This is a genomic window from Pseudomonas sp. LBUM1651, assembly GCF_059716135.1.
The window spans coordinates 3,776,782-3,803,064 of sequence record NZ_CP166805.1 but is presented as its reverse complement, the minus strand read 5'-3'; the positions used below and the strand labels follow the sequence as shown (position 1 = coordinate 3,803,064).

Sequence of the window (26,283 nt, the reverse complement as noted above, 5' to 3'; positions counted from 1 at the left end):
GTTCCAATGAAGGCCCACGACACAGTCTAGTGCGGTTTCTTAAATTTGAAGGGTAGACATTGCCTGATCGAAGAAGGCGTGTTACATCACCGTTACAACCCCATCGTTTTTCAGCATCGACGTAGTGATAACTGACCTTTTCTTTTCAACTAGTTTGCTTTTTTTATATCGCCGCAGAATATATCCACGCTGCCATCCTCAGGTGCTGTACGTACGACGATGGAGTACTTGTCGGACAGCAAGTCGGACAGTGATATCGGCGCGCTTCTGTAAAAGCTCCAGCCACTGGTACCGGCATTGCTTTCAGTGTTGACCTTATCGTTCATGGCGTACGCGGCGGGCCCCGGTTGCTGGCAGCTGCCCCTGTTGATGAACGTGTATATTCGAGGGGGCAAGATGGTTCCGCTTGGAACTCCGGTGATGTAGAAATCGAAATTGGTTTGATTGCCCGTGCTGGTCAATGTGCTCTTGGCGATCTGACCGGGGTTTTTGTGTGTCGCTGCCAAAGACAGATTCACCGATTGGTTTGGTGAATGGGTGCAGCCGAATAGACTCGCGGTGACCAATATTACTGCCAGAGTTGTGCCGGGATTCATTACAACCTCCAATAGTGGAGAAGTGCGTGACGGAATATTGGGTATAGCTCATTAATACAGCGTTGCATTTCAGGGTGTGATGTTTCAGGGAAGTTCTACCTGTAAACCCCTCCGCTACTTCATCTTAAATTCGGCCTGCTGACGTTCACGCCGGGTAATTTCCTCTTCTACGGCCCGCACTTCGTTCATGTAAGCCTGCACGGCTGGCGGCAGCGAACGCTCTTTGAGATAGATAAAACCGTAACGGGTGTACAGCGCCTGATCGTGAATCGGCAGGGGTACAATTTCACCCGCGATCAACTCCCGCTCAAAGGTCGACAAAGTGCCTACCGCCAGTGCATCGCTGTTCTCGACGAATTGAACAATCTGCATGGGTACGTCAATTTCAATCGCAGGCACGAAATCGCCATTCACCGTGTCATACGCGCCGGCGCACCCCAACGTCGCGGGCGGCAAATGACCGGCCAGGCGTAACGGAATACGCGAAGCTACCCAAGGGTAATCGAGCGTTTGAGCCAGGCTCAGAGTGCGTTGCGAAAGCAGCGGATGTCCGGGCCGGCAAAACAATCGTCCTTGATGTTCACCCAACAGCTCACAATTGAATTCCTTCCGGTCTTGCAAGGCGCTGATTTCAGCGATCCCCAGATCCACGACACCGTTGGCGACCTGGTGCGCTACGTCACGCCATCCTGCGACATGGGCCGTCACCTTGAGGTGCGGATGTCGGGCGTGCAATCGGGCAATGCCGGGATAGCCGCTGATGACGCTGGGGTACGGCCCCAAGGCTACTTTGAGTGCGCCGATATCTCCGCCTGCCAGTAGGGTTATGTCGCGCCGCAGATCCTCTTCGGCCATCAACAAGCGCCGGCTCTTTTCATGAAGAACTTGACCAAATGCAGTCAACACGACGCCTTCGGTGCGTCGATCGAACAGCGTGACCCCGAGTTCCTGTTCCAGCAGCTGGATGCTTTTACTCAGTGCCGGTTGGGAAACCCCCAGAGTTTTGGCCGCCCGACCAAAGTGCGCATGTTCAATCAGCGCCAGAAACTGGCGCAAACGACGCGGGGTCATGTCATAACCTCTATGTTATCGAAACGTGTTGAAATGGAATTTTTCGTAATCGGATGAATATGCTATTCCTTGTCCGGCGGGTCAAGATGAGCAAGAGCAAACCCGCGCCATTAACGGCATCGACACCCCTTGGCGAAGGAACACTTCATGTATAACAAGACCCTCTATTGCGCCCTGACAATCGCACTGTCTACGGGCATCAGCCCGGCCATTTTTGCTGCCGAAACAACTGCCGAGTCGGCTGCGATGCAAAACGGGCATTTCGATAACAAAGGCAAGGCGCCGTCGTCTTACACCGTCGCATTGCAGAACGGTGTGCGCAAGGCACTTCCGTTTGCAGACAAGCGTGATTATGAAGAGGCCAAAAGAGGCTTCATCGCTGCACCGTCCTACACCAGGATCATGGCCGAAGCGGGCAACGTCGCCTGGAACATGGGCAGCTATAACTTCCTGCTGGAAGGCAAGGACTACGACAGTATCAATCCGTCCCTGCAACGCCAGGCGGTACTCAACATGGCCTTCGGTCTGTATGAGGTCGTTCCGGAGAAGATCTACCAAGTGCGTGGGTTTGACCTGGCCAACATCACCTTCATCAAGGGCGATACGGGCTGGATTGTTTTCGATACCCTGATGTCGAAGGAAACCGCCAAGGCTGCCTTGGACTTCATTAATGAAAAACTCGGCAAGCGCCCGGTCGTAGCGGTCGTGATCTCCCACTCCCATGCCGACCATTTCGGTGGTATCCGCGGAGTGGTCGATGAAGCAGATGTGCGCAGCGGCAAGGTCCCGCTGATAGCACCGACAGGTTTCATGGAACATGCCGTGGCTGAAAACGTCTACGCCGGCAATGCCATGAACCGGCGCGCGTTCTTCCAATATGGTGTGATGTTGCCGCACAGCCCGTATGGCCATGTCGACATGGCCATTGGTAAAAATGCCTCCATTGGCAACATGGGGCTGATTGAGCCCAATCGCTATATCGCGAAAGATTTCGAGACCCTGACCATCGACGGTGTGGAAATGGAGTTTCAAAGCACACCCGGCACCGAAGCGCCAGCGGAGATGAACACCTGGTTCCCGCAATTCAAGGCATTCTGGGCAGCCGAAAACATTACCGGCACCATACATAACATTTACACCCTGCGCGGTGCCCTGGTCCGTGATCCGCTGGTCTGGTCGAAGAACATCAACAACGCCTTGTATCGTTACGGACAACAGGCCGATGTCATGCTCGCGTCCCACAGTTGGCCACGTTGGGGCAATGAGCGGATTCAGGACGTCATGCGCGCGCAACGCGATGCCTACGCCAACCTGAACAATGCCGTACTGCACGCCGCTAACCAGGGCGTCACCATCAACGAGATTCAAAACGTCTACAAGTTGCCCGAAAGCCTGAAAAACAATTGGGCGACCCATAGCTACCACGGCTCGGAAGAGCACAATAGCCGTGCCGTGATCAACCGCTACCTGGGCTATTGGGATGCCAACCCAGCGACGCTGATGCCGCTGTCACCAAAAGATTCGGCACCGCTGTATGTCGAAATGATGGGCGGTGCAGACAAGATCATGGCCAAGGGCAAATCCTTGTTCGACCAGGGCAAATATCACGAAGCCTATGAGATCCTCAATAAACTGGTGTATGCCGAGCCGCAAAACAACCAGGCAAAGGACCTGCTGGCGGACGTCTACGAGCAGGTCGGCTATCAGAAGGAAAGTGCCGGCGTGCGCAACAGCTTCCTTGCAGCGGCCTACGAACTGCGCAACGGCGTGCCCAAGGGCGTACCGCCAAAATCTGGTGGACCTGACATCATCCGCGCCATGAGCACAGAGTTGTGGCTGGAGTACCTTGGCATCAGCCTGGATGGCAGCAAAGTCGCGGATCAACACTTCATCCTCAACCTCAAGACGCCGGACAATGGTGAGCAATTCGTGGTCGAGTTGAGTAACTCGACCCTGACCAGCATCAAGGGACAGCAGGCCAAAAACGCCGACCTGACCATCACCCTTGATCGCACTGCGCTTGAAGGCGTGATGGCGAGAAAAACCAGCTTCGATCAGCTCGTCAAGGACGGCAAGGCTAGCTTCGAGGGCAATCACAAACCGTTCGAACTGCTGATAGCCGCCATGACGCCGTTCACCCCGGACTTCGAACTACTGCCGGGTACAAAGCAGTAACTGGACTGCGCGCTTAATCCCGCTAAAGGGTCAGCAACCTTGGCGCGCCCGTTGCTTGGACGCGCCCATTCAACACCTGCAAAGGACTGTCATGAACGCTGCACTGAAAAAATACTTTCTGATCATCTCATTCCTCACCGTAGGCAGCATTGCGCTGAGCTACGGCGTAAGCCCAACGTGGTTCGCCCTTAAATTTTTCGGTATGGACGTACTCGACATCAACATCGCTCACATTCTCCGAGCTGTAATGTGCCTGTATCTCGCGTTAGGTACCTTCTGGCTGGTCTGTGCCTTTCAACCGAAATTACACAAAGTCGCAATCTTCACGGTCCTCATTTTTTGCAGTGGACTTGTTCTTGGTCGCTTAATTAGCTTCATAATTGATGGATTGCCCTCGATGCTGCTTCAACTCTATGCAGGGAAGAGTTGGCGGTCATACCGGTCGCCTATTGGTTGTTGCGACTTCGCGACAGCGAATAAACCCGCGCACAACGAAAATTCAAGTTGTTATCCCTCAAAGAGCCAAGGGCCAGTGCGGAACGCCAGTGAGTAAGGCGATGCCCCAGTATTGGGTCATGTAATTCAGCAGTTAAATAAAACAACATGCCGGCGCGCATCGATTTGCCGAACGCATCTTCTCCCTGCTCGGCAGCTTCAGACGCGACGGATCATTTCAACGATGGGTCATCCATGTTCATTTTCTTCCAGCCCTGCAAGAGCATCTGAGCCTTCGGTTCCTGCCCGCCTTCGAGGTAGTACTGGATCAACGCCACCCGCGCAATGCGGTTGGCGGGCTGCACCTTCAACAGCCTTTCTAATTCCTCACATGCCGCCTCAACCTTGCCGCTGTCATGCAGTGCAACTGCGAGGACGTAGCCGTATTGAGCACTATGCGGTTCCAGTTGCGCGGCCTTGCGCAGGAAGGACATGGCTTGGTCCGATTTCCCGGCGCGCACCAGTGACAGGCCCTGGGTGTGTTGCAACAGGGCGGCTTCCGGGTGATCCTTCAGGCTTTGCGTGAGTAGCGCTTGAGCCTCCTGGCTGCGCCCATTGGCTTCCAGCCATTGCACCAGCGTCACCAGCGCCGGGTGGAAATCAGGATCATGCTGGAGCGCAGTACGTAGCAGTCCTTCGACATCGCCATTGCGTCCATTGGCTTGATACAGCATGGCCAGGTTCAGGTTGGCTTCGGCGCGTTCGGCCAAGTTCTTCTGGACCGCTTCATACTCGCCAATGGCGGCATTCCACGCGTTCTGAGCATTGCCCAGACCGTTTCGCGCCAGACTGAGCAAGTCTCGCGCCGCCGCAATGCGCACGCCCTTCACCGGGTCGCTCAGCAACGGCGTCAGCAGCGGCGCACGCTCCGGTGGCGGGAGGAACGCGCTGATCGCCCGCACGGCGCTTTCACGCACTTGCGGTGCCGGGTGGCTTAGATCGTTAGTTGCCAGTTTCAGCGCCTGTTCGCTGGGATATGACGGCAACTCGGTGAGCAGGGTCGACCGTTGAATGGCCGGCAGGTTTATGCGCTGCAATTGCTCGTACAAGGCTTGTGCCGCGCCGGGCAAGCCGTTGCGGATCAGCCACATGCTCTCGTCGTAACGTCGCGCTTGTGCCGCATTCGCGCCAGTCCACAGCTTGAACTGTTTGGTGACCTTATCGCCGACCTTGCCCTGGTGGCAGGTCAGGCAGGCATCCGGCGTGCCGAGTTTCTTCGCGCGTTCGGGGTTCGGAATGCTGAAGCTGTGATCATGCCGAAAGTCATTGCCCATGTAGAACTTGCCGGGCATGTGGCAATCCACGCACTGCGAGCCGGGTTGGCCCATGGTATGGCGGGTGTGCTCGATGGAATCGTAATTCTTCGCTTGCAGGCCCTTGCCATCGACACCTTCCACCGAAGTCTTGCCGACGGTGTTGTGGCATTGCAGGCAGACGCCATTTCCCGGCATCTTGAGCTGGGTGCTATGGGGATTGTGGCAATTGCTGCAACGCACACCCTTGTCGGACATTTTGCTCTGGGCGAAGGAGCCATGTTCGAACACTTCGTCCTTGATCTTGCCGTCTAGGGCATACAGTTCGCGGGTCAGGGGACTCGGCAGGTAGTCATCCATCAGGCGATTGCCGACGGTGAAACCATCGCCCAGCGGCGCGCGGCGGGAGTGGCAGCGTGCGCAGGTTTCGATTTCGACGGTGGCATTCTTGTCCTTGAGGTCGACTGCAAACCCGGCGTGGATCAAGTCATCTTTTTTCGCCGTCCATTCCAAGTGATTGGAGGCCGGGCCATGACACGCCTGGCAGCCGACACCGAGGCTGTTCCAATGACTGTCAAAGGTATTTTTTGCCGCATCGAAATTGCGCTTGTAACCAGTGGTGTGGCACTCGACGCACATGAAATTGGCGTTCTGGCTCGGTTTGCTCCAGTGCATCGGGTCCTTGAAGGTCACGCTCTGGCCCGGATAGAGGTGAAACCAGCGGTGTTTCTCGGTATCCCAGGCCACACCCAAGGCTTGCAAGCGACCGTCGCCAACCTCGATCAGGTATTGCTGTAGCGGCGCGATCCCAAAGGTGTAAGCGACCTTGAAGTCCGCGTTCTTGCCATCGATGCCGGGGGTGTTGACCCAGAATCCGTCACCCTTGCGGGAGAAACGGGTGGTTTCTTTTTCCGCCTTGAAGGTGACGTTATTGAAGTCGCCAAGCATGGTTTCAGCGTTGGCTACCTGCATCGCCAATTGGTGATGGGAACCTTGCCAGGCCTTGACCTGGGCGCTGTGGCAACCCTGACATTGCTGCTCATCGACCATTTTTGCCGGCGCTATTTCTTGCACTACGGCAACCGGTTGTGGCTTGGTCGGTTGGACGACCTGCGTGCCAACCGGCGCATACGCCACGGGAGCAGGTTTGCTGCTGAACAGGAACCAGCCGATGCCCACAACTGCCATGAGCAGAACGCCGATAGTGACGGGGAACAGATAGCTGTTAATCGTCGTCGGTTGCGAATCAGGGTTTGCGCTAACCGTTTTATTTTTATCTTTCGGCATTACGACTTCCATAGTCCGGATGCGTTTGCCGTCAGGCGCGCGTTCAGGTTTGATCCAGCTTTGCCGGATGACAGGCGACTGTCAATAATCTACGTGATAGTCGGATCAATCCTATTGATCGCGACGCCGTATTCGGCGTCGCTCCTTCCCACGATGAATTTTAAGACTTTGGATCGACCCGCAAATTTTTCTAGTTCTGTCTAGCTATGGATCTGCTTAGGCTCAAGCGTGGTACCTATGAATGTCCGAGTTTGCCGGAAGCGGACTTGGTCCCAACGTCCGCTATTGGCCGAGGCTGTGTAAAAACGTTTTAGCGCAGGGTTGACGTTCAGAACCAGAACGAAAATCGCGTTCCTACGCAAATTTCAGGTCTGCTGATTAACCAAGGACTGGCAGATTTTACGTAGCAACGCAGACTTTAAAACGGTGCCTGCGTTTTTACACAGCCTGGGCCGAAAACTGCCTGTCACAAATGGCAAGGTAACAACCAGCATCAGACAAATGTCTCACGAACGCATGAATCAAATGTAGCGTAAGTCCTAAGTTTCAAAGCCCTCCGCCGAAGCGATACTGCCAGACTATGCCAATGGCATCGAATTCGCTGCCCGTACGGGTATGCCCGCCCTTACTCGCATTCAGCTTTAGCGAGTGGTTCCGGTTCAACGGCAGCGCAAGGGTGCATCCGTAGCGTGTGTTTTCCTGAAAATCGTGGTTACCGACCCCATCGACTGAGCTACTCCCGCCAGCGAAGTAGGTTGTATCTAGCGCAGCCCAAACACCGTTGCTAAAGGCATAGATAAGATGCCCCTGTACCTGGTAAATCGGGTTCTGGGAAAGTGTGTGGTCACCGAGGAACTCGTCATTGTCGGTGTAAAAGGTTCCCGCGCCGGATAATTCCAAGGTCACTGGTCCCAGGCGCTTGGAAATCCCAAGTTCGGGCTTGAATGACCAGCGGTTGTTGCCGAGATTTACCAGCTTACTAGCGTCGTATTGGCCGAGTGGCGCCGTGATCGCCAGGCTGGCGCCGATAATCACATCCTGTTGATAGCTGGGGAATTCCGCCAGGGACATCGCCGGGGCGCCATATAAGTTGACCGAGAACCGGAATCTTGGATCGATCAACCCAGTAACATTACGCTCCTTGGGTTCACCGGCGAACAGAGCAGAGCCCGTCAATCTTGCCTCAGGCACGATAATATCGAACTTCCCGGAGCGGCCCCAGACGTCCAGGGATCTGGCAAAGGCGAACACGGCAGTCTTGATGTTGAGCTTGGCATCTTGGAGCGGGACTGAGGGGTTGGCTGTCACGCTGCCATGGAGATCGCTGTAGCCTATGAGCAGGAAATTGATACCGACCGGCGTATTGGCGTAGGACCTGGGTTCGAGATCCTCTGCGACTGCACCGGGGGCTACTATGATGAGGGAAACGGATGCGAACCGAACCAGCCTGACGACGCAGAGTTTGTGTTTCATCCACATTGGCTCGCTTCCTGTCAGGCCCCCAGAGTTCTATGTATTGTTGTAGCGCATCTGCATGCGTTTGGCACTTACAGCTGCCACCAGCACCGTGTGGCCGCACTTACTGTTTGATCGGATACTCCTGGCCGATCAGTGCCTAGGCATACTGTTTATTGGATGAGGTTTGCCCCCCTGGTTTTCCGTGACCTTCACAAGAAGCGCGGGGAATCCTTTGCTGAAAATTTTAGGTTCAGCATCCTTGAAATCGCTGACAAGCACACCGGCAAGGAAGAAATGAGACTCAAGGAAATTTCTTGGAAACAACGGCTTTTGACACGCGACAGTGGCTTAAACGGGAATTGATTCGCCCCTGATTTCTTAGATACCCGGTTGCTCATAGAAGGAGAAAGGAGACGCCTCGGAGAGTCTGCTTTTAGCCGATTCTGTTGAAAAAGTAGCTCCCTGTCTGGCCTACGGCAAAATATCTTCATTGGCCGGCGGGGGATCACACAGCATGATGGGACAGTTATCGAGTGGGCAGGAGCGACTGTTTTACTCGTTCAACCTTGAAGATCACATCCCAGCCAATCACCTTCTGCGCAGCATTGATCGGTGTCTCGATCTGAGCGACCTGCGCCATTACCTCGCTGATTTCTATAGCCCGATTGGGCGCCCTTCAATTGATCCTGAACTGATGATCCGCATGCTGGTCGTGGGCTACTGCTATGGCATCCGCTCCGAGCGGCGGTTGTGCGAAGAGGCCCATTTGAACTTGGCCTATCGCTGGTTCTGCCGGTTGAGCCTTGACGATGAAGTCCCCAACCACTCGACGTTTTCCAAAAATCGACACGGCCGTTTTCGGGACAGTGATCTGTTTCGCTGGTTGTTCAATGAAGTACTGCGTCGCTGCATGGACGCAGGCCTGGTCAAAGGCGAAGGCTTTGCCGTGGACGCCAGCATCATCAAAGCGGATGCCAGTCGCCAGCGCGGCGTACCGGGTGATGAACAGGTCAACTGGAGCGATCCGTCCCTGAGCACCCGCGCCGTGCGTGAGTACCTTGAAGCGCTCGATGAGGAAGCCCTGGCCGAAACGCTACCGAAGCGTTTATCGCTGACTGATCCGCAGGCCCGATGGACCGCAGCTCCAGGCGGCCCGGCGTTCTTCGCCTATTCCACAAACTATCTGATCGATACCGAGCACGGCGTCATCGTGGATGTGGAACCCACACCGGCTCATCGAACGGCCGAGGTCGAGAGCACCAAGACCATGATCGAGCGTATCGAAGCGCAGTTCGACATCAAGCCGGATCGCCTCATCGGCGACACCGCTTACGGAACCGCGCCGATGCTGGCCTGGATGGTGGAGGAAAAAGACATCGAGCCGCATGTGCCGGTGTGGGACAAAACCGAGCGCAACAACGACAGTTTCTCGAGCAACGATTTCCACTGGAATGAGGAGACTGAGGAATACCGCTGCCCAACCGGCAATGCATTGCGCAGCGAATGGCGAGCCTTCAAGAATGAGCGTTCGCACGTCACGAAAGCCAACACCATCATCTTCCGATCCCGGCACCGACTGCGTAGCGTGTCCGATGAAAGCCAAGTGCTGCCCGAACACCGCGTTCCGCAAGATTGCTCGCAGCGTCCATGAAGCCGCTCGGGATGCGGCTCGGCGCATCGCAGCAACGCCGGCGTATCAGCGCTCTCGCCACGAACGTAAAAAGGTCGAAATGTTGTTCGCCCACCTCAAGCGCATCCTGAAATTGGATCGCTTGCGACTACGTGGCATGAGTGGCGCGACCGATGAGTTCACGCTGGCCGCCGCGGTGCAGAACCTGCGACGGCTGGCCAAATTTACCTCTCAAGGGCCACCGGTCACGGGATAGGTGCGCCTGCACGAAGCAAAAAACCTCAAATTAACCCAATAACAGAGCAGCAAAGGTCAACGAAGGGCCGAGAAACCACTCAATGTGGGGAGTAGGTTCTCCGGCGGTGGTCGTGCCTGAGTTCAGGTGAACTGAAAATCCGACTTTTTCAACAGAATCGGCCGATAGTTGCCTTCCAGCCAGCGTTCAGAACATCAGCTCTAATTGTGAAAAAGCCCCGCACGGCTACAGCCGGAGCGGGGCTTTTTATGTGTTGCGAGAGAAGGGAGTCCCGTACCAATTTTTATACCAATGACTGTGTTTTGGCAGGAAATTCTGAGTTGGCCTAGGTGCTAAGCCCCTGATTTCACCCTGACAACTTCGTAAACACCATGTCGTTGTTTTGCTCGGCGCGCATCACTCTTCGTTTCGGATATGAATAGTTAGCTCTTGTCGATACTTTGTCTCTGGATAGTATCGTAATCGAAGGGTTTAGTTCCATAGAAAGAATGGATTTCTGTTGCCCAAGACTCGTCGGCCATATTAGGCCAACTGTCCTTGTCAAAGCCTGGTGCATTTTCCAAGCGCTCTTTCTCTATATTTAGTACGAAGCGCTTATTGAGTGTATCGAGTGACAATGCATTCCAAGGTACCGCAAACAGTTTTTCTCCCATGCCAAGAAAGCCACCAAAGGATAGAACGGCATAACTCACTCTACCGCTGCGAACATCCAGCATGATTTCCTTAATATCTCCCAAGTCCTCTTCATTATGGTTATAAACATCATTTCCAATGAGCGTGTCTGCACCCATCAGGTCGGGCCCAGGCCCCTGTTCCTCGGAGCCGGCATCTCGTAGGAGGTTGGTTTTGTACATGCCATAGGTATCGCGATCTTCATAGTTCATTGCTATCTCCTATCAACAATCAACAATCAATCAGAAAATGTATATGCAGCCTTTATGACTGTATTGATGAGAGTCACCCGCTTTTGAAAAGTTTGAATTTTTTTTCGCGTGACGACGTATGGTAGGTTGGAAATAAAAATAATATTTAATCAGCTTTTAATTAGGGTGCTATCCATGCATAAAATTGATGCTTTGTGTTGTTTTATATATTGGCATTCACCTATATTGCTTATCGTAGATACCTGAATAAAGCGATTTCCTGTTGTGGTAACTATGTCTCCAGCTTGCATATGACCTCATAAATATGACGATTAAGCTTTGCCCACAACTGTAACCGTCCTCGGTCAGCGAAGCGAACTAATTGAGTGATAGTCCATATAGGGAGCTCCAGTAAAGTCCGGAGCAGGACATCAAAGCAGCAGGCGAATGTCTGCTCATGGCCGATTCTGTTGAAAAAGTCGACCGTAGTTTGCGCATCAGAAAAGTATGCGTCCGAGATTAAAATCTTTGCTTTTGGCAGAGGCTTCCGGACTCGGATTTCACGTAGCAGCGTGCAAAAAAGGCGTTTTCACCAGTCAATGATCAGGCAGTTTGGGCAGACCGACTTTTTCAACAGAATCGGCCGAATGCTGCCTGTTATAAAGCGCTGCAATCGACTGTGGACTCAACCGCTCAATGCACCAGATTGCCTCGATCTTTCAGCGGTTGTTTCATCGTTTAGTGTTTTCCAAGTACGGCAATTTATGCCACGGATAGCCCTTCGCGCTGAGTTGAAAGGCGTAATCGAATAAACGCTTCATGTACTCGCCATCGAATTTCCGATTGTGCGGAAAGTAAAAGTCGGAGCCGATATATGCAAGATTGAAATCCGCTCCATCCTGTTGCGCCATACGGTAAATACGCTCCAGGTCGCTGATCCCCTGAGTTTGAATCAAGGCACTGATGGCTCGACCGCCGATGCTCAATGTGCGGCGCTTGGTCCCAGACCACTGCGGCTCCAGTGTTCCATTACGAATGACATAGAAATGACGGTCGAGTCGCAAAGGTGCTCCGGTGGCTTTGCTCAGCGCCATCACGGTGCTGGGTGGGTATAGAAACACTTGAGTGATGACCCCTCCGTCTACGTGCATTTCCTGAAACTGTTTGCCGTCAACGTCCACATCAATCATGACGGGTGAGACTGCACCGGGAATACTCATTGACGCGAGCATGATGTTGCGAAAAAGGTCGAGCGCTCCCGGTGCCTGGCTGGAGGCAATCGCGCCCATGTTCCAAGTGACTGGCCGCCCCGAATCAAGGTCGGTTGTGCCGATCATCAGAATTCGTCCTTTGGCGTATTCCGACGCGATCGCCCCAAGAATCTCCGCAGTGACGTATTTTGCGATGAGCCGCGACAGTGGCTTGCTGTCCGCAATACCGTCGCTGGCAAAACGGGTTAACACGTTTCGCGAATGAAAAATGTCTTTTGGACCGATTGCGTTGGAGACATACCGAATCACGCCGTCGTACTCGGACCCCAGGTAAGCGAACGGGGCGACCAGGGCACCCGCGCTAATGCCTGTGACGACCTTGAACATGGGGCGAGTCCCATGCGTCGTCCATCCAGCAATCAGTCCCGCTGCGAATGCGCCCGCATCTCCGCCACCGGAAACCGCCAGCATATTTGCCAGCGGAAGGATATTGTTCGGCTTCCCGGCCTTGGCGAGAACCTCGCTCTCACGTTTGTTGGACTGAACCGCATCTTCAATGAAAGGCGTCAGGTCGTGGTCCAGCCTGTAGCGAGCATCGGGAATGCCCGGGATGACAGCTTTTTCCGTCAAGGTTGGCGGAACAGCGTCACGGCGTGGCAGACACGCTTGAAGAAACATGTCCAGTGAGGCGCCAGGTCTGAGCGGGAATGGTTTCAAAACGCCTCTCCAGCCCTTGCCGTCGACAGCAAGCGCGCTCATCGTCCCCGAGAAAGTCCCTACCCGTGGTGCACGATGACTAAACGCCAGCCGCCTGCGGCACGTCATTCGAACGCCAAGCTGCTCATTCTGCGCTCCTTTGCATGATAAAAAAACTCATTGGCCGCGCGCGCCAGGTTTTATACGAAAGCCTTTGGACTCTCCAGGTTAAGGGGTAGAGCGTGATATTCAGGACGGGTCATGGTTCAAAGGGCGAGATTGGCTGACAGCCTTCGTGAGAGACCGTTTGCGACCCAAAGCGGAGAAACCCAGTCATTTCAGCGATGCGATCTCTGGTCTCAGGGTACCGTTTTCCTGTTGCTTGCGTATGTCCGCTCCTTACCGGACAGCGACGGCTGCGCAGTGAGATCGGTACGCCGCTTGAGATTCAGACTAGGCGCTGGCATCGGCTTCATGTTCGTCGGCGAAGGCCATGAGCACCTCAAGATCGAGTACATCCAGCTTGATCCTGGCGATAAAAGCGGAGAAGGCCAGGTTGGCGGCGAGCAGGCGCAGATCGGCGGCCCAGGCCGGGACGTGGACCGGTCCTTGGAGCCAGCCGGACTCAAAGAGCGGGGCCAGGCGTACGGTATCACCCAGGCTGAGGCGCCCGGCGAACAAATGGCCCACCAGTTCCGGTCGGTTGTCGCGGATCGCGATGCGCAGCAGGGTATGAACGCCGAGCAAACCGGTCAGGTAGGCGGCATCCTTGGTGAACGCCGAACCGCCGCGCAGGTCGGCGCCGCGGAAAACCCGCTGGGTCGAGCGGAATGACTCCTCTTGCGACTGACCGGCGGCGAGAAAACCTTCGAACACCTGGATGAAATCGGCGCCATCCAGCGCCTGCTGGACCGCGAGCACGCGCAGGGCAAGGCGGCGCAGGCGGTTGATGTCCATGCTGCCGGTGAACAACTCGGCCAGGGTGGCGATGCCTTCCTGAGTCTGGGTCGTGCGTGGCGCCCCCAGGCCCAGGCTTTTCAGGTTGGGTTGGAGCGCGCCGTTTTGTGCCGTGGCGACATGCACGAAGGCCTCGTGCTGCAATAGCTGATTCTTGTCCAGTTCCGAGAACAGAGCGCTGGCACGCAGGCGGATGCGGCTCGCCCCGGCAATGGCCTTGGAGGCCAGGGTCGGATCGAGCACGACCGTGATCCGGCCCGGTCCGAAGAAACGGTCCAGTTCCGGTTGCATCCAGGCGGCGAACGCCTCGGCCGGGATCTCTGCCGGGCTCGGTGGAATCCGGGCACCGCCCAGAAGGGCGTCGGTGGTCTTGAGGAAAAATTGTGCCGCGTCCAGCATGCTCAGCTTTTGGCTCGGGTAGTAGAAGTCCGGGCGCCGGTAAAGCGCGGACGAATACTGAGTAAAGGCGGGGGTGCCAATGGCTCCGAGCATACGTCCGGCCGTGGCATAGCTACGTGCTGTCATGGCGAGGTAGTTCCCGGCCGGATGCCCCTCATCGCAACGGCCGATAAAGGCTTCCAAAGCGGCGATGTCGGCGCTGTGCTCGCGCGGGCGCAGTTCGACCTTGGGCAGTTCCGCATGCCCGGCGCGCCAACGCTCCAGGAATACTTCCTCGACCCCGTCTGGCCAGGCCAGGGCATCTAACACGCGGATCTTGCGGGCCAGACCGGGCAGGGCGGCATCGAGTTCGGACAGGGGCGCGGCGCTCATGGCGATCACCTTGAGAGACGAGGTTCATTCAAAAAAGCTTAGTCGTTGCCGATGTATTGCGTTTTAACAGGTCAAGGGGTCCTGCTTTCGGCAAATGAATGCTGACAGAGAAGAGGAGAACTCACCTTCGAGACATGCCATGCGGGCCGCTTCTCACCGGCCTATCGATAAATGTCTTATGGGCAATCGCCAGGCTTGTTTCGCATGATTTATATCAGGTGAGGCATTGGTTCAGGAGGGGCAAGCTGTGTGGCAAACACTTACGTGCAGTACCAATTATGCATTCACAGGGTTACTCAAGCGCCCCTCACATTTACGGTTACGGCCTACACAGATACATCAACACCCACACGAGTCAGCAGCCACTCCTGATAGACCGCAGTGCTGGTGATCGATAAGTCGCTATTGGTAGCGTTGATGGTTTGCTCTTCAAGGCGTCCGGTCTCGATCAGAGGCTGGAGGGCTTCCGGCGCATGTGAAGCGTCACTTTTGCTGAGGGACTGCACATCGGGCAGTTCAATAGGGTTGCTTTTCGCGTCGAACGTCGCCCGGCCTGGATCAGTTTTATAGCGGGCTATCAGCTGTTCCAGATCGCGTTCTGACTCGCGAAAACTTTCATCGAGCTTTGCCTGGATTTCCGGTGTCGCATTGGCGACCTCGATCCTGCCGGCGGTCACCTTGCCACTCTCCAAAGACCTTCTGAGGCCATCTACGTAAGGCAGCGGAGGTAAGTTGCTTCCGATCATTTTGACACTCCCTGGTTGGTAACCGAGTAGCAGAGCAAAAGTCGGGCCATTCACTGAGTGTCTTGTCCTTCAGGGCGTTGACGGGGCACTGAGGTGAGTCGGTGGCATACGCTTGCCGGGAGCGGCAAAGCATTGCCATAGCGCTGGTGGTGTTCAGGCTATGTAGATCAGCTCTCAGGGGAAATGATTGAGTCTGGATCGGGTTCAGCAGCCAGTTTCAATCGGTCAGCCTTACTAATGTATTTAGACTTGTTTTGCGGTGCCAATTTGGCGCTGGCCTTTTTCGCGTGCGCCTTTAGTAACTGCTTTATTTTTTTTTGACGATTCATGTTTTTTACTCGGCTTGTCAGTTCTTCAATGATGACAGAGGTTTGCGCACGAAGCCCAGGTAGTGACAGGGCTTCACTGTATCTTCGAGCATGTTAAAGCTACCGCCAGCGCTGCCGATATTCCCAGCCATAGACTTGCGTACCGCCGGTACGCCTGTAATGACTGACCTTGCGACCCATGCGCTCTGCTGCCCGGCCGCGTCATTTAAGGAAAAGTGACTGTGATCATTGGTATCGACCTGGGCACCACCAACAGCCTCGTGGCTGCCTGGGATGGCGAACATGCCCGAATACTCCCCAATGCCTTGGGCAACCTACTCACGCCTAGCGTCGTTGGCCTCGACGACCATGGTCAACTGGTCGTCGGGGATATCGCCCGCGAGCGGTTGCACACCCACCCGCACCTCACCGCGTCTCTGTTCAAGCGCTACATGGGCAGCGCCCGTGAAACGCTACTCGGCGGGCGCGCCTACCGCGCGGAAGAACTCTCGGCGATGCTGCTGCGCAGTCTCAAGGCCGACGCCGAGCGTGCCTTGGGCGAGCCTGTTCACGAAGCGGTGATCAGCGTGCCTGCGTATTTCAGCGATGCTCAGCGCAAGGCTACGCGTATCGCTGGCGAACTGGCTGGGCTGAAAGTTGAAAAACTGATCAACGAACCCACCGCTGCAGCCTTGGCCTATGGCCTTCAACAGCGAAACGAAGCGACCTTTCTGGTGTTCGATCTCGGCGGTGGCACCTTTGACGTGTCCGTAATGGAGCTGTTCGAAGGCGTCATGGAAGTTCGCGCCAGCGCGGGGGACAACTTCCTTGGCGGTGAAGACTTCGATGACCTGCTCGTGGAGCACTTCATCGCTAAAATCGGCGCCGCTGACCTGCCAGACACGGCCCTCCCTGCCATGGCGCAGCGGTTGCGGCGTGAAGCACAGCGGGTTCGCCACGCCCTGGGGCAGGCGCAGATCGCACGCTTTACCCTTCGCGAGCAAACGCGTGAGTGGAGCATTGAACTGACCCAGGCCGACCTTGCGGACATCTTCCGTCCCTTGCTGGACCGCTTGCGCGCTCCGATCGAACGCGCACTCCGCGACGCCCGGATCAAGGTCGCGGACCTGAACGAAATTTTGCTGGTGGGCGGCACAACGCGCATGCCGCTGGTGCGCAAGCTGGTCGCGGCCCTGTTCGGGCGAATCCCGGCGATGCAGCTCAACCCGGACGAAGTGGTCGCGCAGGGTGCGGCCATTCAGGCGGCGCTACTGGCGCGCCATGCCTCCCTTGAAGAAGTGGTGCTCACCGATGTATGTCCTTACACCTTGGGAATCGAGACGTCGGTACCGCTAGGTGCCGGTTTCCAAAGCGGTCACTACCTGCCGATCATCGAGCGCAACACCGTGGTGCCGGTGAGCCGCTCCCGTACGGTTTCCACCCTCAGTGACAACCAGAAGGTGGTCCACCTGGGTATCTATCAGGGCGAAAACCGCTTGGTGAGCCACAATATTTTCCTGGGTGAGCTGGAAATCTCCGTGCCGCCGCGCAAGGCCGGTGAAGTCACCCTGGATGTCCGCTTCACCTACGACAACAACGGTTTGCTCGAAGCCCAGGTGCACCTGCCGATCAACGGCGAAACCCGCCGGCTGGTCATCGAGAACAACCCGGGTGTACTGGCTCCAGAAGAAATCGCCCAGCGGCTGGCCGCCCTCGAAGCGCTGAAAGTGCACCCCCGCGATCAGCAGATCAACACCCTGCTGCTGGCCCGACTGGACCGCTTGTATCAGGAAAGCCTCGGCGATGGTCGGCATTATATTGCCGGGCTGGCGAACCATTTCCAGCAAATGCTCGACACTCAGGACGAACGTCAGATACGCGAAGCCCGCAGCGACATTACGCAGCGCCTTGCTCATTTCGAGCGAGAGGGTTAAGCCACCATGAACCACTGGCAATTGCTCAGCCTTACCCCGGACGCGGACGAACGCAGCATCAAGCGCGCCTATGCGCGGCTGCTCAAAACCCACCGCCCGGACGAAAACCCCGATGAGTTCCAGCGCCTGCGTGAAGCCTATGAAGCCTCGCTGGCCGAGGCTCGTTGGCGCGCGCAGGCTGATGAGAAAGTTGTTGATGCCCCGTTAGCCGTAAGCGCGCCAACCCCGGAATGCCCCCAGCCAGCGGGAGTCTCCCCGCTGGTCATCCCCCTGGAACACGTCGATATCCCAACCGCCATCAGCCCTCCAGAACCGTCCCTGGGGCAGATGCAGCAGTGGTTGGCCGAGGGTAAGGATCGTCAGGTCGTGGACGCGCTGCGCGTTTGGATGGCCAGCGACTGGCTAATGCCCTTCGAGCGACGCCAGCAGTTCGAGCAGAGCGTATTGGATTGGCTCGAATCCGCTCCGCAATGGACGCCAGCCTTCTTCGATGGCGTGTGCAAGGCCATGGGATGGGACGAAACCCAGGGCACTCTTCCTTGCGAGTATTGGCGTTGGGACAGCCTGATCCGGCGGTGCGAGGTGCAAGCCATGGAGGAGTCCGTACGCGGCGATCTGGCCAGATTCGACGCCGATAAAATCCATGGGCAGGCAGCCGCCTTGCTGCTCAAACCAATGAGTGATCGCCGTCGTCGTGGAATGGCCGACTACTTTACCGGCCTCGACTGGCAACGCTTTACACAGCTCGCTCAATCCATCGAATACCAATACCCCGAGTTGCCCCAACGTCTTGGGCTGCAGCCACTCGACAACTGGCGGGACTGGTTGCCGGCCTCAAGCTATCGAGGGGTCTACCTTTTCCTGTGGCTGGCGCTGTCTGCTTTGGTTGTTTCTTCGTTGCTTGCTGTGCCGACGAAAAGGAATGGGCTGGGCGCCGTGGTGGTATTGCCGCTGATGATGCCGGTATTGATGTGGTTCGGCATGAAGGCCTACCAGGTTTGGGCCATGGTGGCCGTGGCGGCGGGGCAGCTGGATGTGCTGCTCAGCCGATGGTTACTCCCGCGCCGTTGGTACCGGCAGGGCGCCGGGCTCCTGGTGCTCCGCCACATACTCCCCAGTGCAGTGCCCGCAGCCGTAGCGTGCGCATGGTCCGATACTGTGCCGTGGCTGCGGTGGGTCAGCCCGGTGGTGGTGTTCCTCGGCACGATTTATTTCACGAATTCAGCGCTGAGTGGCGGTAAGGTCTCGATGGGGGCTAGGGCATTGCGAGCAATCAAACTGAAGGTCGAGCGGTTGCCCTGGCACATGCTCAAGCGCGAAGGCATCCTGGTTCTGATGGCCGTGGCGGCGATGGCGGTCTGGATACATTTGCATCTGAAAGCTGTTGTTTAGGGGCACGCAAATGGGTGGGTTCTGCGGTTGCCTGCCATTTGTTCGACCCAAAGCGGTCATCGCGAAGCGGCCGATAGGGATACGCTAAAGCGATGCGGGTCGTCGATCAATTGTGGTCCACTGTTCGCGCCGCTTCCGTTCCTGGAGGTCCGAATGCCGCCCATCACCACGCGCCTGGTGGCGCTGTTGGTTCTTTGCCTGACGCTTGAAGTGCCAGCCCAGAACAGCGCCTGCCCGGCTGGCGAGAAACAAGTGTGCCTGGACAGCTGCATCTGCCTGCCAGACCTCGGACAGGTGCTCGGCCCCGTGCCTGATGGCATCTATCAGATCGCGGCACCTGCCCTGGCGCTGTGGCTGACCCAAGCCCGAGCTGAAGCAGCCAACGCCGGCATTCAACCCATTCCACCGCACATCCGGGAGCAACTGCTGCGCTGGTACGACCCCGGCGTCCTCGATGCCGCGCACTACAAAGTCAGCGACAACGGCCAGTTCAGCGCCGCCACTGCCATGCTGCAAAACCCCGATGTCGGTGCCGTGACGCTGATCGACATCATCCTTTTTCGGGACGCCCAAACCGCAGAACAGAACGTCGCGCTCTGGGCTCACGAACTGAAGCATGTGCAGCAGTTTCAGGAATGGGGGGTAGAAGGATTTGCCCAGCGCTATACACAGGATTTCAATGTGGTGGAGGCGCCGGCTTATGCCATACAGGCTGAGGTCAGACGGTTTGTGCGCGAAGGGACTGATCACGAAACCCCGGCACGTCATCAATGACTTCCCCGGCAGACAAACGTAGTCTTGTTGATTCGCTTCCCAAGACAAGAACAAAACCAGGAGTCATTGATGCAACCGATCCGTCTCGGTCTGGTGGGCTACGGCAAGATTGCCCAGGATCAACACGTCCCCGCTATCAACGCCAACCCCGCATTCCAGTTGGTCGCTGTCGCAACGCAAGGGCAGCCCTGTGCCGGGGTAGAGAACTTTCAGTCCTTGGGTGAGCTGCTCGAAAACGGCCCGCCTGTGGATGCGATTGCGTTTTGCACACCGCCGCAAGGACGATTCGCACTGGTGCAACAAGCGCTGGCCGCAGGCAAGCACGTGCTGGTTGAAAAACCGCCGTGCGCCACGTTGGGCGAAGCAATGGCGTTGGTGAATCAGGCCGGTGAGCAAGGCGTCAGCGGTCTGTTCGCCTGGCATTCACGCTACGCGCCCGGCATCGAAGCCGCCCGTGACTGGCTGGCCACCCGCACCCTGCAAAGCGTACAGATCGACTGGAAGGAAGACGTGCGCAAGTGGCACCCCGGCCAGGCATGGATCTGGCAACCCGGAGGCCTGGGCGTCTTCGATCCCGGCATCAATGCCTTGTCGATTGCCACCCATCTGCTGGCGCTGCCGCTGTTTGTCGAGTCTGCCGAACTGCGGGTCCCCGGCAACTGCCAGTCACCTATCGCCGCTTCCATCAAAATGTCTGACGCGCGCCACCTCGATGTCCGTGCGGAGTTCGATTTCGACCACGGTCATGACGAGCTCTGGAGCATCGAGATTCGCTGCGCCGAAGGCATCCTGCGACTGGACAACGGCGGCGCACTGTTGAGTATCGACGGCGTGCGCCAGACCGTATCGGAGGAGGGCGAGTACGCCGCGGTCTATCGACATTTTCAACAGCTGGTTGGCGACAAGGCCAGTGACCTGGATCTCCAGCCGCTGCGATTGGTTGCAGATAGCTTTTTTGTTGGGAGTCGGACGTCGGTTGAGTCGTTCTACGATTAGCGGCTGCTCAGGTAAAGGCAGAGATAAGCGTCACGACCGACGATAGAAAACCGGAGTGGCAGCGTCTGTTTTCGTTCTTCAGATTTTCCCGACAGGGACGACAACGTAAGCACATTCCTTTCGTGTCGTGAGTCGTTCATGAAAAAGATCGCTGTCCTGTTGTTTGCCGTTCTTTTCCTCGCTGGATGTGCCAACCAGAAGTTCAAGCCCGAATACCGTGCGCAGATACACACCGTGAAGATTCTCCCGGTTTCGTGGAAACCCCGGGAAATGAGTTACATGGGCCGTGAACAAGCATGGGGCGCGGCATTGGGCGCCGGTGTTGGCGCCGGTGTAGGTATGGCGGCCGGCGCATCGAGCCTGGGCAAGGCCGCGTTGGGTGGGGCCGGATTTGCCGCAGGCCTGAAGGCCGGTGACCTGGCTTCAATGTCGACGGTCGACGCGATTCTTTACAACATGGAAACGGCTGATATCGATCTGGCCAGGTTGGTCAAAAAGAGTTTCGAGGAACAACTGGCGGCTACCGGCCGTTTCAAGATCGTCGGTGAAAACGAACAGGCCGATGCGGACATTCAGTTGACCGTCCTCAACTGGGGTTTCGCCCTGACTCAAGGCTTCAGCAGCGTGGTGTACCCAACGATTGCAGTGAGCGGTGTCATGAAGCGCGGCGATGAACTGATCTGGCAACGCAATGAGCCCATCACCGCCTTCAACGGCGCCAACACCTATGGCTACGAGCCGTTGCGCTATCGCACTGAACCGGAGCTGCTACGGACTGCATTGACGGGCATTGCGCAAATTGCCGACAGCTACCTGATCAAGGACTTGAACGAGTGAGCATGAGGCAACCGTGCTCAAACTCGTCGTAAAAACACCGCAAATCCCTGTGGGAGTGAACGTCAGTTGGTGACCAACAGTTCCGGGCCGAGGTAGTTGTTGATGTGGTCGATGTCGTCGTCGCCCAGACTGCCCACCGAAGAGGCCAGGCGCAGGCGCGACATCAAGTAACGCAGCTTCGCCTCGAACAGGTCGTGACGCGCAACGAAGAGCAGCTCTTCGGCATTGAGGACGTCCGAGTTGGTGCTGGTGCCTCCTTCCTTGAAGCCCTTGCGTGTCGAAGTCAGTGAGCGTTCGTTGGACTCCACGGCCCGCTCCAGTGCTTGAATACGTCTGGCGCCGCTCTGTACGCCGGCATACTCGCGGGTGGTGCCGGAGATGACTTCCTGTCGCGTGGCGTCGAGTTCGTCCAGGGCCTTGAAACTATTGGCGCTGGCCTGGCGTGTCAGCGCGCTGGTACCGCCACCGTTGTACAGCGGGACATTGACTTCCAGCCCGATTGAGGCGTAGCGGTTGCGTTGATTCAGCTCGGAGATTGATTGGCTCTCGCCCGCGGTGTAGCCGGCAACGAAATCCAGTGTCGGCCAGTGACCCGCCCTGGCGCGCTTCACTTCTTCTTCAGCGAGGTCGCTGCTATGACGGCGTGCATGGATCAGCGGGCTATCGGCCTGAGCCTTGACCAACCAGTCCTGCAGGTTGCCCGGTAGCAGCGGTGGCGTATCGAAGCTCGGACGTAAGGTGGTCAGCGATTCGGGGGTTTCTCCGATGTATTCCTCAAGCTTGCGGCGCGCATTGATCAGGTTGTCCTGCGCTTCGATCAGTTCGGCTTCGGCGAGGTCGCGGCGAGCGATCGACTCGTCGATGTCGGTGACGGTGCCGGCCCCCAGTTCCATGCGCCGTTTCGCCGAGGCGAGTTGCTCATCGAAGGCGCTCAGCTTGGACTTGGCGAGGACGATGGTTTCGCTGGCCAAAAGCACGTCGAAATAGCTTTCGGCGAGGCGCACCGCGGCGTCCTGACTCTTGGCATCGAACACCGCGACGCTGTAGTCGGCACGCTGTTTACCTTGGCGGTACTCGGCCATTTTCTGTTTGTTGAACAGCGGCTGCCGCAAGCGCACGTTAGCGCCCTTGGAGTCGTAGTCGAGATCCCTTTCGACGCCGCTCTGGCGCTGGGTGCCATTGACTTTGTTGTCGTAGGCCGAGGCACTGATCTGCGGTAGCAGGCCGGCCTGGCCGATGGCGCGGTTTTCCAGGCCGGCCTCTTTTTCATGCACAGCGGCGCGGTAGATGGGGCCCTGGTACTGCAACAGATCCCAGGCTTGTTTGAGGTCCATGGCGCTGGCCGGGAGGGACACCGCTAGCAGGCAGAAGAACAGGCAATGACGGTCCATTTCATTGTTCCTTGAAGGAGCTGTCGACACGTTCGAGCATTGGTTTGAGAAGATAGCTCATCATGTTGCGCTCGCCAGTCTTGATGGTGACGCTGGCGGGCATGCCGGGACGAATGTGATTGCTGCCAAGAAGGCTCATGCCATCAGGCGTGACTTCTACCTGAGCCAGGTAGAACGGTTGCTTGCTTTCCTCGTCGAGCAGGCGGTCGGCGGAGACGGTCTTCACGCGGCCGGGTATGTTGGGCGTCTGGGCATGGTTGAAGGCCGGGAAGGCAATGTCCACGGCCAGGCCGGGGACCATCTTGTCGATGGCCTGCACGGGAATCATCGCGTCGACCTGCAGTGGTTCGTTGTCCGGCACGATTTCCATGATCTTGAAGCCGGGCTGAATGATCCCGCCGACGGTAGCAATGGCCAGGGACTGGACCATGCCATCGATGGGCGACCGAATCACCGTGTGGGTCACTTCATAGTCCAGCGCACGCAAGCGGTCGGCCAGGGTGGTGTTTTCCTTGGCGGTGTCGGTGAGCTGCGATTCGACTTCCTTCTGGTAATCGTGTTGGCGCTGCAGGATGCGCAGCTTGATTTCGGTGGTCTGGCTACGCACGCGAGCGATATTGTTGAGGTTCTCGGCCTGGCCGGCGGAGAGGTCGGCATTGCTGCGTTCCAGCTCAAGCAGGCGGTTGCGCGGCACATAGCCTTCGGCCGCCAGCACGCGGGTACCTTTTAGTTCCTGGTTGAGGAAGTTGATCTGAGAGGCGCGGGCGCCATAGACCTGCTGCAGGCCCTTGAGCTGCACCGCCGATGCCGCGAGGTTTTCCTGCAGGATGCTGATTTCGCCAGCGAGGCCGGCGCGCCGGGTGTCCAGCAGGCGTTGTTGCAGATTCATGGCGGCCACCAGGCGGTGGTCATTCCCGAAGCGCTTGAGCAGTTCGGGATCGTAGATCACCACATCGTGGCCGTCACGTTCCGCTTCCAGGCGGTTTTCCACCGTTTTGCTGACGATGTACTGAGCGCTGACCGCACCCTGTTCGGCAAGGGCACGCAGCGAGTCGAGGCGGACCACCTCCTGGCCTTTTTTTACTGCATCGCCTTCGCGAACAAGAATGGCCTCCACGGTGCCGCCGCTCAAATGCTGCACGGCTTTGCGATTGCTGGTGACTTTGACCGTGCCTGTCGCGACCACGCCGGCATCCAGCGGTGCCAGCCAGGACCACAGTAGGAAGCCGCCGAAGCCGGCGAGCACCAGCCACATGCCCCAGCGCATGGGTTTGCCGACGTCCAGATCCACGAGGTGCCTGGGGTCGGTGAGAATCATGTCGGTGTGTTGGTTCATTTGCATGATCGGTCACTCCCGTGCTTTGACGGAGGCCAGCGGAGTCGATGGGCCTGTCGGCATCACCCTGGCCTTGCGCAGCTCTGCGAATACTTCATCGCGAGTCCCGAGCATCTGCACACCGCCGTCGCGCAGCATCAGCACCTTATCGACGGCGCAGAGCACATTGGGACGGTGGGAAATCAGAATGACGGTGGCGCCGCGGGTTTTTAATTGAGCCAGCGCATCGACCAAGGCCTTTTCACCGACGTCGTCGAGGTTGGCGTTCGGTTCATCCAGCACAATCAGATTGGGGTCTCCATACAGCGCGCGGGCCAAGGCGATGCGCTGCTTCTGGCCACCGGAAAGCGGGCTGCCATCGGTGCCCAGACGAGTCTCATAACCCTGCGGGAAACGCAGGATCATCTCGTGCACTCCAGTCGTTCTGGCGGCGCGGATGACTGCGTCGCTGTCCACTTCGCCAAAGCGCGCAATGTTGTCGGCGATGGTGCCCTCGAACAGCTCCACGTCCTGTGGCAGGTAACCGAGCCAGGGGCCAAGTTCGCCCTTGTTCCAGGTGAATATGTCCGCGCCGTCCAGGCGCACCTTGCCGGCCTGTGCCGGCCAGACGCCGACCAACAGGCGGGCGAGGGTGGATTTGCCCGAGGCGGATGGTCCGATAATGCCAAGGCTTTCCCCGGGGGAAAGGTTGAAGCTCACCCCGCGCAGAATCGTGTTGCTGGTGCCGGGGGCGCCGGCATACACATTTTCCACCGCCAGCATGCCCAACGGCCGCTGCAGCGACATGCTCGGTGGCCGGCGCGGATAGTCGTTCAGCATTTCGTTCAAGCGGCCCCAAGCCGAACGGCAACCGAGCAGTTGCTTCCACGACGCGATGACTTGTTCCACCGGGGCCAGCGCGCGGCCGGTGAGGATCGAGCAAGCAATCATCATCCCGGGGGTGATCTTGCCTTCGATCGCCAGCAGCGCGCCGGCGCCGAGGATCAGCGACTGCAAAGTGATCCGCACGAAGCGCCCGGTGCTGCTGATCATGGCGGCACGGTCGGAGGCCAGGGTCTGCATTTCCAGAATGCGCAAATGGCTTTGGTACCAGCGCTTGCCGATCGACGGCAGCATGCCCATGGCTTCGATGACCTCAGCGTTGCGCAGGTTGTTGTTGGCGTAGCTGGCGGAGGAGAGGGCGGCCTGATTGGCTTCGGCCAGCGGCTTTTGCGTCGCCTTCTCGGTGAGATAAGCCAGGCCCACCAGAATCAACGAGCCGATTAGCGTGACCAGTCCGAGCAGCGGGTGGATCAGATAGGCGACCAGCAGGTAGATCGGCGTCCATGGCGCATCAAAGAAAGCGAACAGGCTATTGCCGGTAATAAATTGACGCACCTGCGCGAGATCCTGCAGGGCCTGGGCCGGATTACCACCGGCGCGGCTCAGGTTACGCTCGAATGCCGCGGTGAAAATACGTCGATTGAGGTCCATGTCCAGGCAGTTGCCGACCCGGATCAGCACGCGGGTGCGGAACATTTCCAGCGTGGCCATCAGCAAGAACAGGCCTATCACCAGAAAGGTCAACATCGTCAACGTTGTGACGTTTCGACTGACCAAGGCCCGATCATAAACCTGCAGCATGTAAATGGCTGGCGTCAACATCATGACGTTGATGACGCCGCTGAATCCTGCCAATGAGTAAAAACTGCGGCGAAGTCGAAAGAGCGCGTCGGCCAGTTCGGATCGGGTGCTCGACTGTTTGTGCATGGCTGGCCCCTCTTAAAAAGCCGTTTGCACTCGCGGCGCAACAGCTAATAGGTGTAATTCCGCAGGCAGCCGTCGACGCAGGCTGTTCGCTCTAAGGCGAA

At 57.3% G+C, this 26,283-nt stretch carries 20 protein-coding genes and 1 pseudogene; 9 read left to right on the top strand and 12 right to left on the bottom strand.

The window, feature by feature from the left end; all coding sequences use genetic code 11:
* Window positions 1-149 precede the first annotated feature (149 nt).
* Window positions 150-596 (bottom strand): hypothetical protein, encoded by a 447-nt coding sequence (locus ACA066_RS17630; RefSeq protein WP_497695964.1) that lies wholly within the window; start codon window positions 594-596, stop codon window positions 150-152.
* A 114-nt stretch (window positions 597-710) separates the two neighbouring features.
* Window positions 711-1,667, bottom strand: coding sequence for a LysR family transcriptional regulator (locus tag ACA066_RS17625; protein ID WP_497695963.1), 957 nt, complete (start codon window positions 1,665-1,667; stop codon window positions 711-713).
* A gap of 147 nt (window positions 1,668-1,814) precedes the next feature.
* Between ACA066_RS17625 and ACA066_RS17620 the strand changes: the two genes are divergently transcribed.
* Both ACA066_RS17620 and ACA066_RS17615 read left to right on the top strand, forming a co-directional pair.
* Entirely contained in the window at window positions 1,815-3,842 is a 2,028-nt protein-coding gene (locus ACA066_RS17620; RefSeq protein ID WP_497695962.1) for an alkyl/aryl-sulfatase, read from the top strand.
* Window positions 3,843-3,933: 91 nt separating this feature from the next.
* Window positions 3,934-4,395: a DUF4345 domain-containing protein gene (locus ACA066_RS17615; protein WP_497695961.1), complete on the top strand. Its 462-nt coding sequence runs from the start codon at window positions 3,934-3,936 to the stop codon at window positions 4,393-4,395.
* 115 nt (window positions 4,396-4,510) lie between these two features.
* Here ACA066_RS17615 and ACA066_RS17610 read toward each other — a convergent pair whose 3' ends face one another.
* Together ACA066_RS17610 and ACA066_RS17605 are read right to left on the bottom strand one after the other, a co-directional pair.
* Window positions 4,511-6,877 (bottom strand): tetratricopeptide repeat protein, encoded by a 2,367-nt coding sequence (locus tag ACA066_RS17610; protein WP_497695960.1) that lies wholly within the window; start codon window positions 6,875-6,877, stop codon window positions 4,511-4,513.
* Window positions 6,878-7,423: 546 nt separating this feature from the next.
* On the bottom strand, window positions 7,424-8,350 hold the full coding sequence (locus tag ACA066_RS17605; protein WP_497695959.1) for a transporter: 927 nt from the start codon (window positions 8,348-8,350) through the stop codon (window positions 7,424-7,426).
* 499 nt (window positions 8,351-8,849) lie between these two features.
* Here ACA066_RS17605 and ACA066_RS17600 point away from each other — a divergent pair.
* Together ACA066_RS17600 and ACA066_RS17595 are read left to right on the top strand one after the other, a co-directional pair.
* Window positions 8,850-9,728: pseudogene (locus ACA066_RS17600) on the top strand (transposase); the annotation flags it as partial.
* Window positions 9,721-10,221, top strand: a complete 501-nt coding sequence (locus ACA066_RS17595; RefSeq protein WP_497695958.1) for a transposase — start codon at window positions 9,721-9,723, stop codon at window positions 10,219-10,221. The pseudogene ACA066_RS17600 and the gene ACA066_RS17595, both read left to right, overlap by 8 nt.
* A 422-nt stretch (window positions 10,222-10,643) precedes the next feature.
* Here ACA066_RS17595 and ACA066_RS17590 read toward each other — a convergent pair whose 3' ends face one another.
* The 5 genes from ACA066_RS17590 to ACA066_RS17570 all read right to left on the bottom strand — a co-directional run bounded on the left by ACA066_RS17590 (window position 10,644) and on the right by ACA066_RS17570 (window position 15,794).
* Window positions 10,644-11,105 (bottom strand): PRC-barrel domain-containing protein, encoded by a 462-nt coding sequence (locus ACA066_RS17590; protein WP_497695957.1) that lies wholly within the window; start codon window positions 11,103-11,105, stop codon window positions 10,644-10,646.
* A 710-nt stretch (window positions 11,106-11,815) separates the two neighbouring features.
* Window positions 11,816-13,012 carry a patatin-like phospholipase family protein gene (locus ACA066_RS17585; protein ID WP_497695956.1) on the bottom strand — a complete coding sequence of 399 codons (1,197 nt, stop codon included), beginning with the start codon at window positions 13,010-13,012 and terminating at the stop codon, window positions 11,816-11,818.
* Between the two features lie 432 nt (window positions 13,013-13,444).
* Window positions 13,445-14,719, bottom strand: coding sequence for a peptidase MATCAP family protein (locus tag ACA066_RS17580; protein ID WP_497695955.1), 1,275 nt, complete (start codon window positions 14,717-14,719; stop codon window positions 13,445-13,447).
* A gap of 326 nt (window positions 14,720-15,045) precedes the next feature.
* Complete coding sequence (locus tag ACA066_RS17575; RefSeq protein WP_497695954.1) at window positions 15,046-15,465, bottom strand: hypothetical protein; 420 nt, start codon at window positions 15,463-15,465, stop codon at window positions 15,046-15,048.
* Between the two features lie 167 nt (window positions 15,466-15,632).
* Window positions 15,633-15,794: a DUF2986 domain-containing protein gene (locus ACA066_RS17570; protein WP_497695953.1), complete on the bottom strand. Its 162-nt coding sequence runs from the start codon at window positions 15,792-15,794 to the stop codon at window positions 15,633-15,635.
* Window positions 15,795-16,015: 221 nt separating this feature from the next.
* Between ACA066_RS17570 and ACA066_RS17565 the strand changes: the two genes are divergently transcribed.
* From ACA066_RS17565 to ACA066_RS17545, 5 genes are all read left to right on the top strand, one after another.
* Window positions 16,016-17,707, top strand: a complete 1,692-nt coding sequence (locus ACA066_RS17565; protein WP_497699905.1) for an Hsp70 family protein — start codon at window positions 16,016-16,018, stop codon at window positions 17,705-17,707.
* A gap of 6 nt (window positions 17,708-17,713) precedes the next feature.
* Window positions 17,714-19,099 carry a J domain-containing protein gene (locus ACA066_RS17560; RefSeq protein WP_497695952.1) on the top strand — a complete coding sequence of 462 codons (1,386 nt, stop codon included), beginning with the start codon at window positions 17,714-17,716 and terminating at the stop codon, window positions 19,097-19,099.
* A gap of 153 nt (window positions 19,100-19,252) precedes the next feature.
* On the top strand, window positions 19,253-19,873 hold the full coding sequence (locus ACA066_RS17555; RefSeq protein ID WP_497695951.1) for an eCIS core domain-containing protein: 621 nt from the start codon (window positions 19,253-19,255) through the stop codon (window positions 19,871-19,873).
* Between the two features lie 69 nt (window positions 19,874-19,942).
* Window positions 19,943-20,869: a Gfo/Idh/MocA family protein gene (locus tag ACA066_RS17550; protein WP_497695950.1), complete on the top strand. Its 927-nt coding sequence runs from the start codon at window positions 19,943-19,945 to the stop codon at window positions 20,867-20,869.
* 138 nt (window positions 20,870-21,007) lie between these two features.
* Complete coding sequence (locus tag ACA066_RS17545) at window positions 21,008-21,706, top strand: hypothetical protein (protein WP_497695949.1); 699 nt, start codon at window positions 21,008-21,010, stop codon at window positions 21,704-21,706.
* A gap of 62 nt (window positions 21,707-21,768) precedes the next feature.
* Here the strand turns inward: ACA066_RS17545 and ACA066_RS17540 are convergent, their stop codons facing one another.
* From ACA066_RS17540 to ACA066_RS17530, 3 genes are read right to left on the bottom strand one after another with little or no spacing between them, the layout of a single operon-like run.
* The gene (locus tag ACA066_RS17540; RefSeq protein WP_497695948.1) at window positions 21,769-23,097 is read right to left on the bottom strand and encodes a TolC family outer membrane protein; all 1,329 of its coding nucleotides are present in this window, start codon (window positions 23,095-23,097) and stop codon (window positions 21,769-21,771) included.
* 1 nt (window position 23,098) lies between these two features.
* On the bottom strand, window positions 23,099-24,439 hold the full coding sequence (locus tag ACA066_RS17535) for an HlyD family type I secretion periplasmic adaptor subunit (RefSeq protein WP_497695947.1): 1,341 nt from the start codon (window positions 24,437-24,439) through the stop codon (window positions 23,099-23,101).
* 6 nt (window positions 24,440-24,445) lie between these two features.
* Window positions 24,446-26,182 (bottom strand): type I secretion system permease/ATPase, encoded by a 1,737-nt coding sequence (locus ACA066_RS17530; RefSeq protein ID WP_497695946.1) that lies wholly within the window; start codon window positions 26,180-26,182, stop codon window positions 24,446-24,448.
* Window positions 26,183-26,283: the final 101 nt, after the last annotated feature.

What these genes read in the sequence shown, in the direction of transcription:
- ACA066_RS17630 (WP_497695964.1), bottom strand. Translation starts at nt 596, where the DNA reads ATGAATCCCGGCACAACTCTGGCAGTAATATTGGTCACCGCGAGTCTA.
- ACA066_RS17625 (WP_497695963.1), bottom strand. Translation starts at nt 1,667, where the DNA reads ATGACCCCGCGTCGTTTGCGCCAGTTTCTGGCGCTGATTGAACATGCG.
- ACA066_RS17620 (WP_497695962.1), top strand. Translation starts at nt 1,815, where the DNA reads ATGTATAACAAGACCCTCTATTGCGCCCTGACAATCGCACTGTCTACG.
- ACA066_RS17615 (WP_497695961.1), top strand. Translation starts at nt 3,934, where the DNA reads ATGAACGCTGCACTGAAAAAATACTTTCTGATCATCTCATTCCTCACC.
- ACA066_RS17610 (WP_497695960.1), bottom strand. Translation starts at nt 6,877, where the DNA reads ATGCCGAAAGATAAAAATAAAACGGTTAGCGCAAACCCTGATTCGCAA.
- ACA066_RS17605 (WP_497695959.1), bottom strand. Translation starts at nt 8,350, where the DNA reads ATGAAACACAAACTCTGCGTCGTCAGGCTGGTTCGGTTCGCATCCGTT.
- ACA066_RS17595 (WP_497695958.1), top strand. Translation starts at nt 9,721, where the DNA reads ATGTGCCGGTGTGGGACAAAACCGAGCGCAACAACGACAGTTTCTCGA.
- ACA066_RS17590 (WP_497695957.1), bottom strand. Translation starts at nt 11,105, where the DNA reads ATGAACTATGAAGATCGCGATACCTATGGCATGTACAAAACCAACCTC.
- ACA066_RS17580 (WP_497695955.1), bottom strand. Translation starts at nt 14,719, where the DNA reads ATGAGCGCCGCGCCCCTGTCCGAACTCGATGCCGCCCTGCCCGGTCTG.
- ACA066_RS17575 (WP_497695954.1), bottom strand. Translation starts at nt 15,465, where the DNA reads ATGATCGGAAGCAACTTACCTCCGCTGCCTTACGTAGATGGCCTCAGA.
- ACA066_RS17570 (WP_497695953.1), bottom strand. Translation starts at nt 15,794, where the DNA reads ATGAATCGTCAAAAAAAAATAAAGCAGTTACTAAAGGCGCACGCGAAA.
- ACA066_RS17560 (WP_497695952.1), top strand. Translation starts at nt 17,714, where the DNA reads ATGAACCACTGGCAATTGCTCAGCCTTACCCCGGACGCGGACGAACGC.
- ACA066_RS17555 (WP_497695951.1), top strand. Translation starts at nt 19,253, where the DNA reads ATGCCGCCCATCACCACGCGCCTGGTGGCGCTGTTGGTTCTTTGCCTG.
- ACA066_RS17550 (WP_497695950.1), top strand. Translation starts at nt 19,943, where the DNA reads ATGCAACCGATCCGTCTCGGTCTGGTGGGCTACGGCAAGATTGCCCAG.
- ACA066_RS17545 (WP_497695949.1), top strand. Translation starts at nt 21,008, where the DNA reads ATGAAAAAGATCGCTGTCCTGTTGTTTGCCGTTCTTTTCCTCGCTGGA.
- ACA066_RS17540 (WP_497695948.1), bottom strand. Translation starts at nt 23,097, where the DNA reads ATGGACCGTCATTGCCTGTTCTTCTGCCTGCTAGCGGTGTCCCTCCCG.
- ACA066_RS17535 (WP_497695947.1), bottom strand. Translation starts at nt 24,439, where the DNA reads ATGCAAATGAACCAACACACCGACATGATTCTCACCGACCCCAGGCAC.
- ACA066_RS17530 (WP_497695946.1), bottom strand. Translation starts at nt 26,182, where the DNA reads ATGCACAAACAGTCGAGCACCCGATCCGAACTGGCCGACGCGCTCTTT.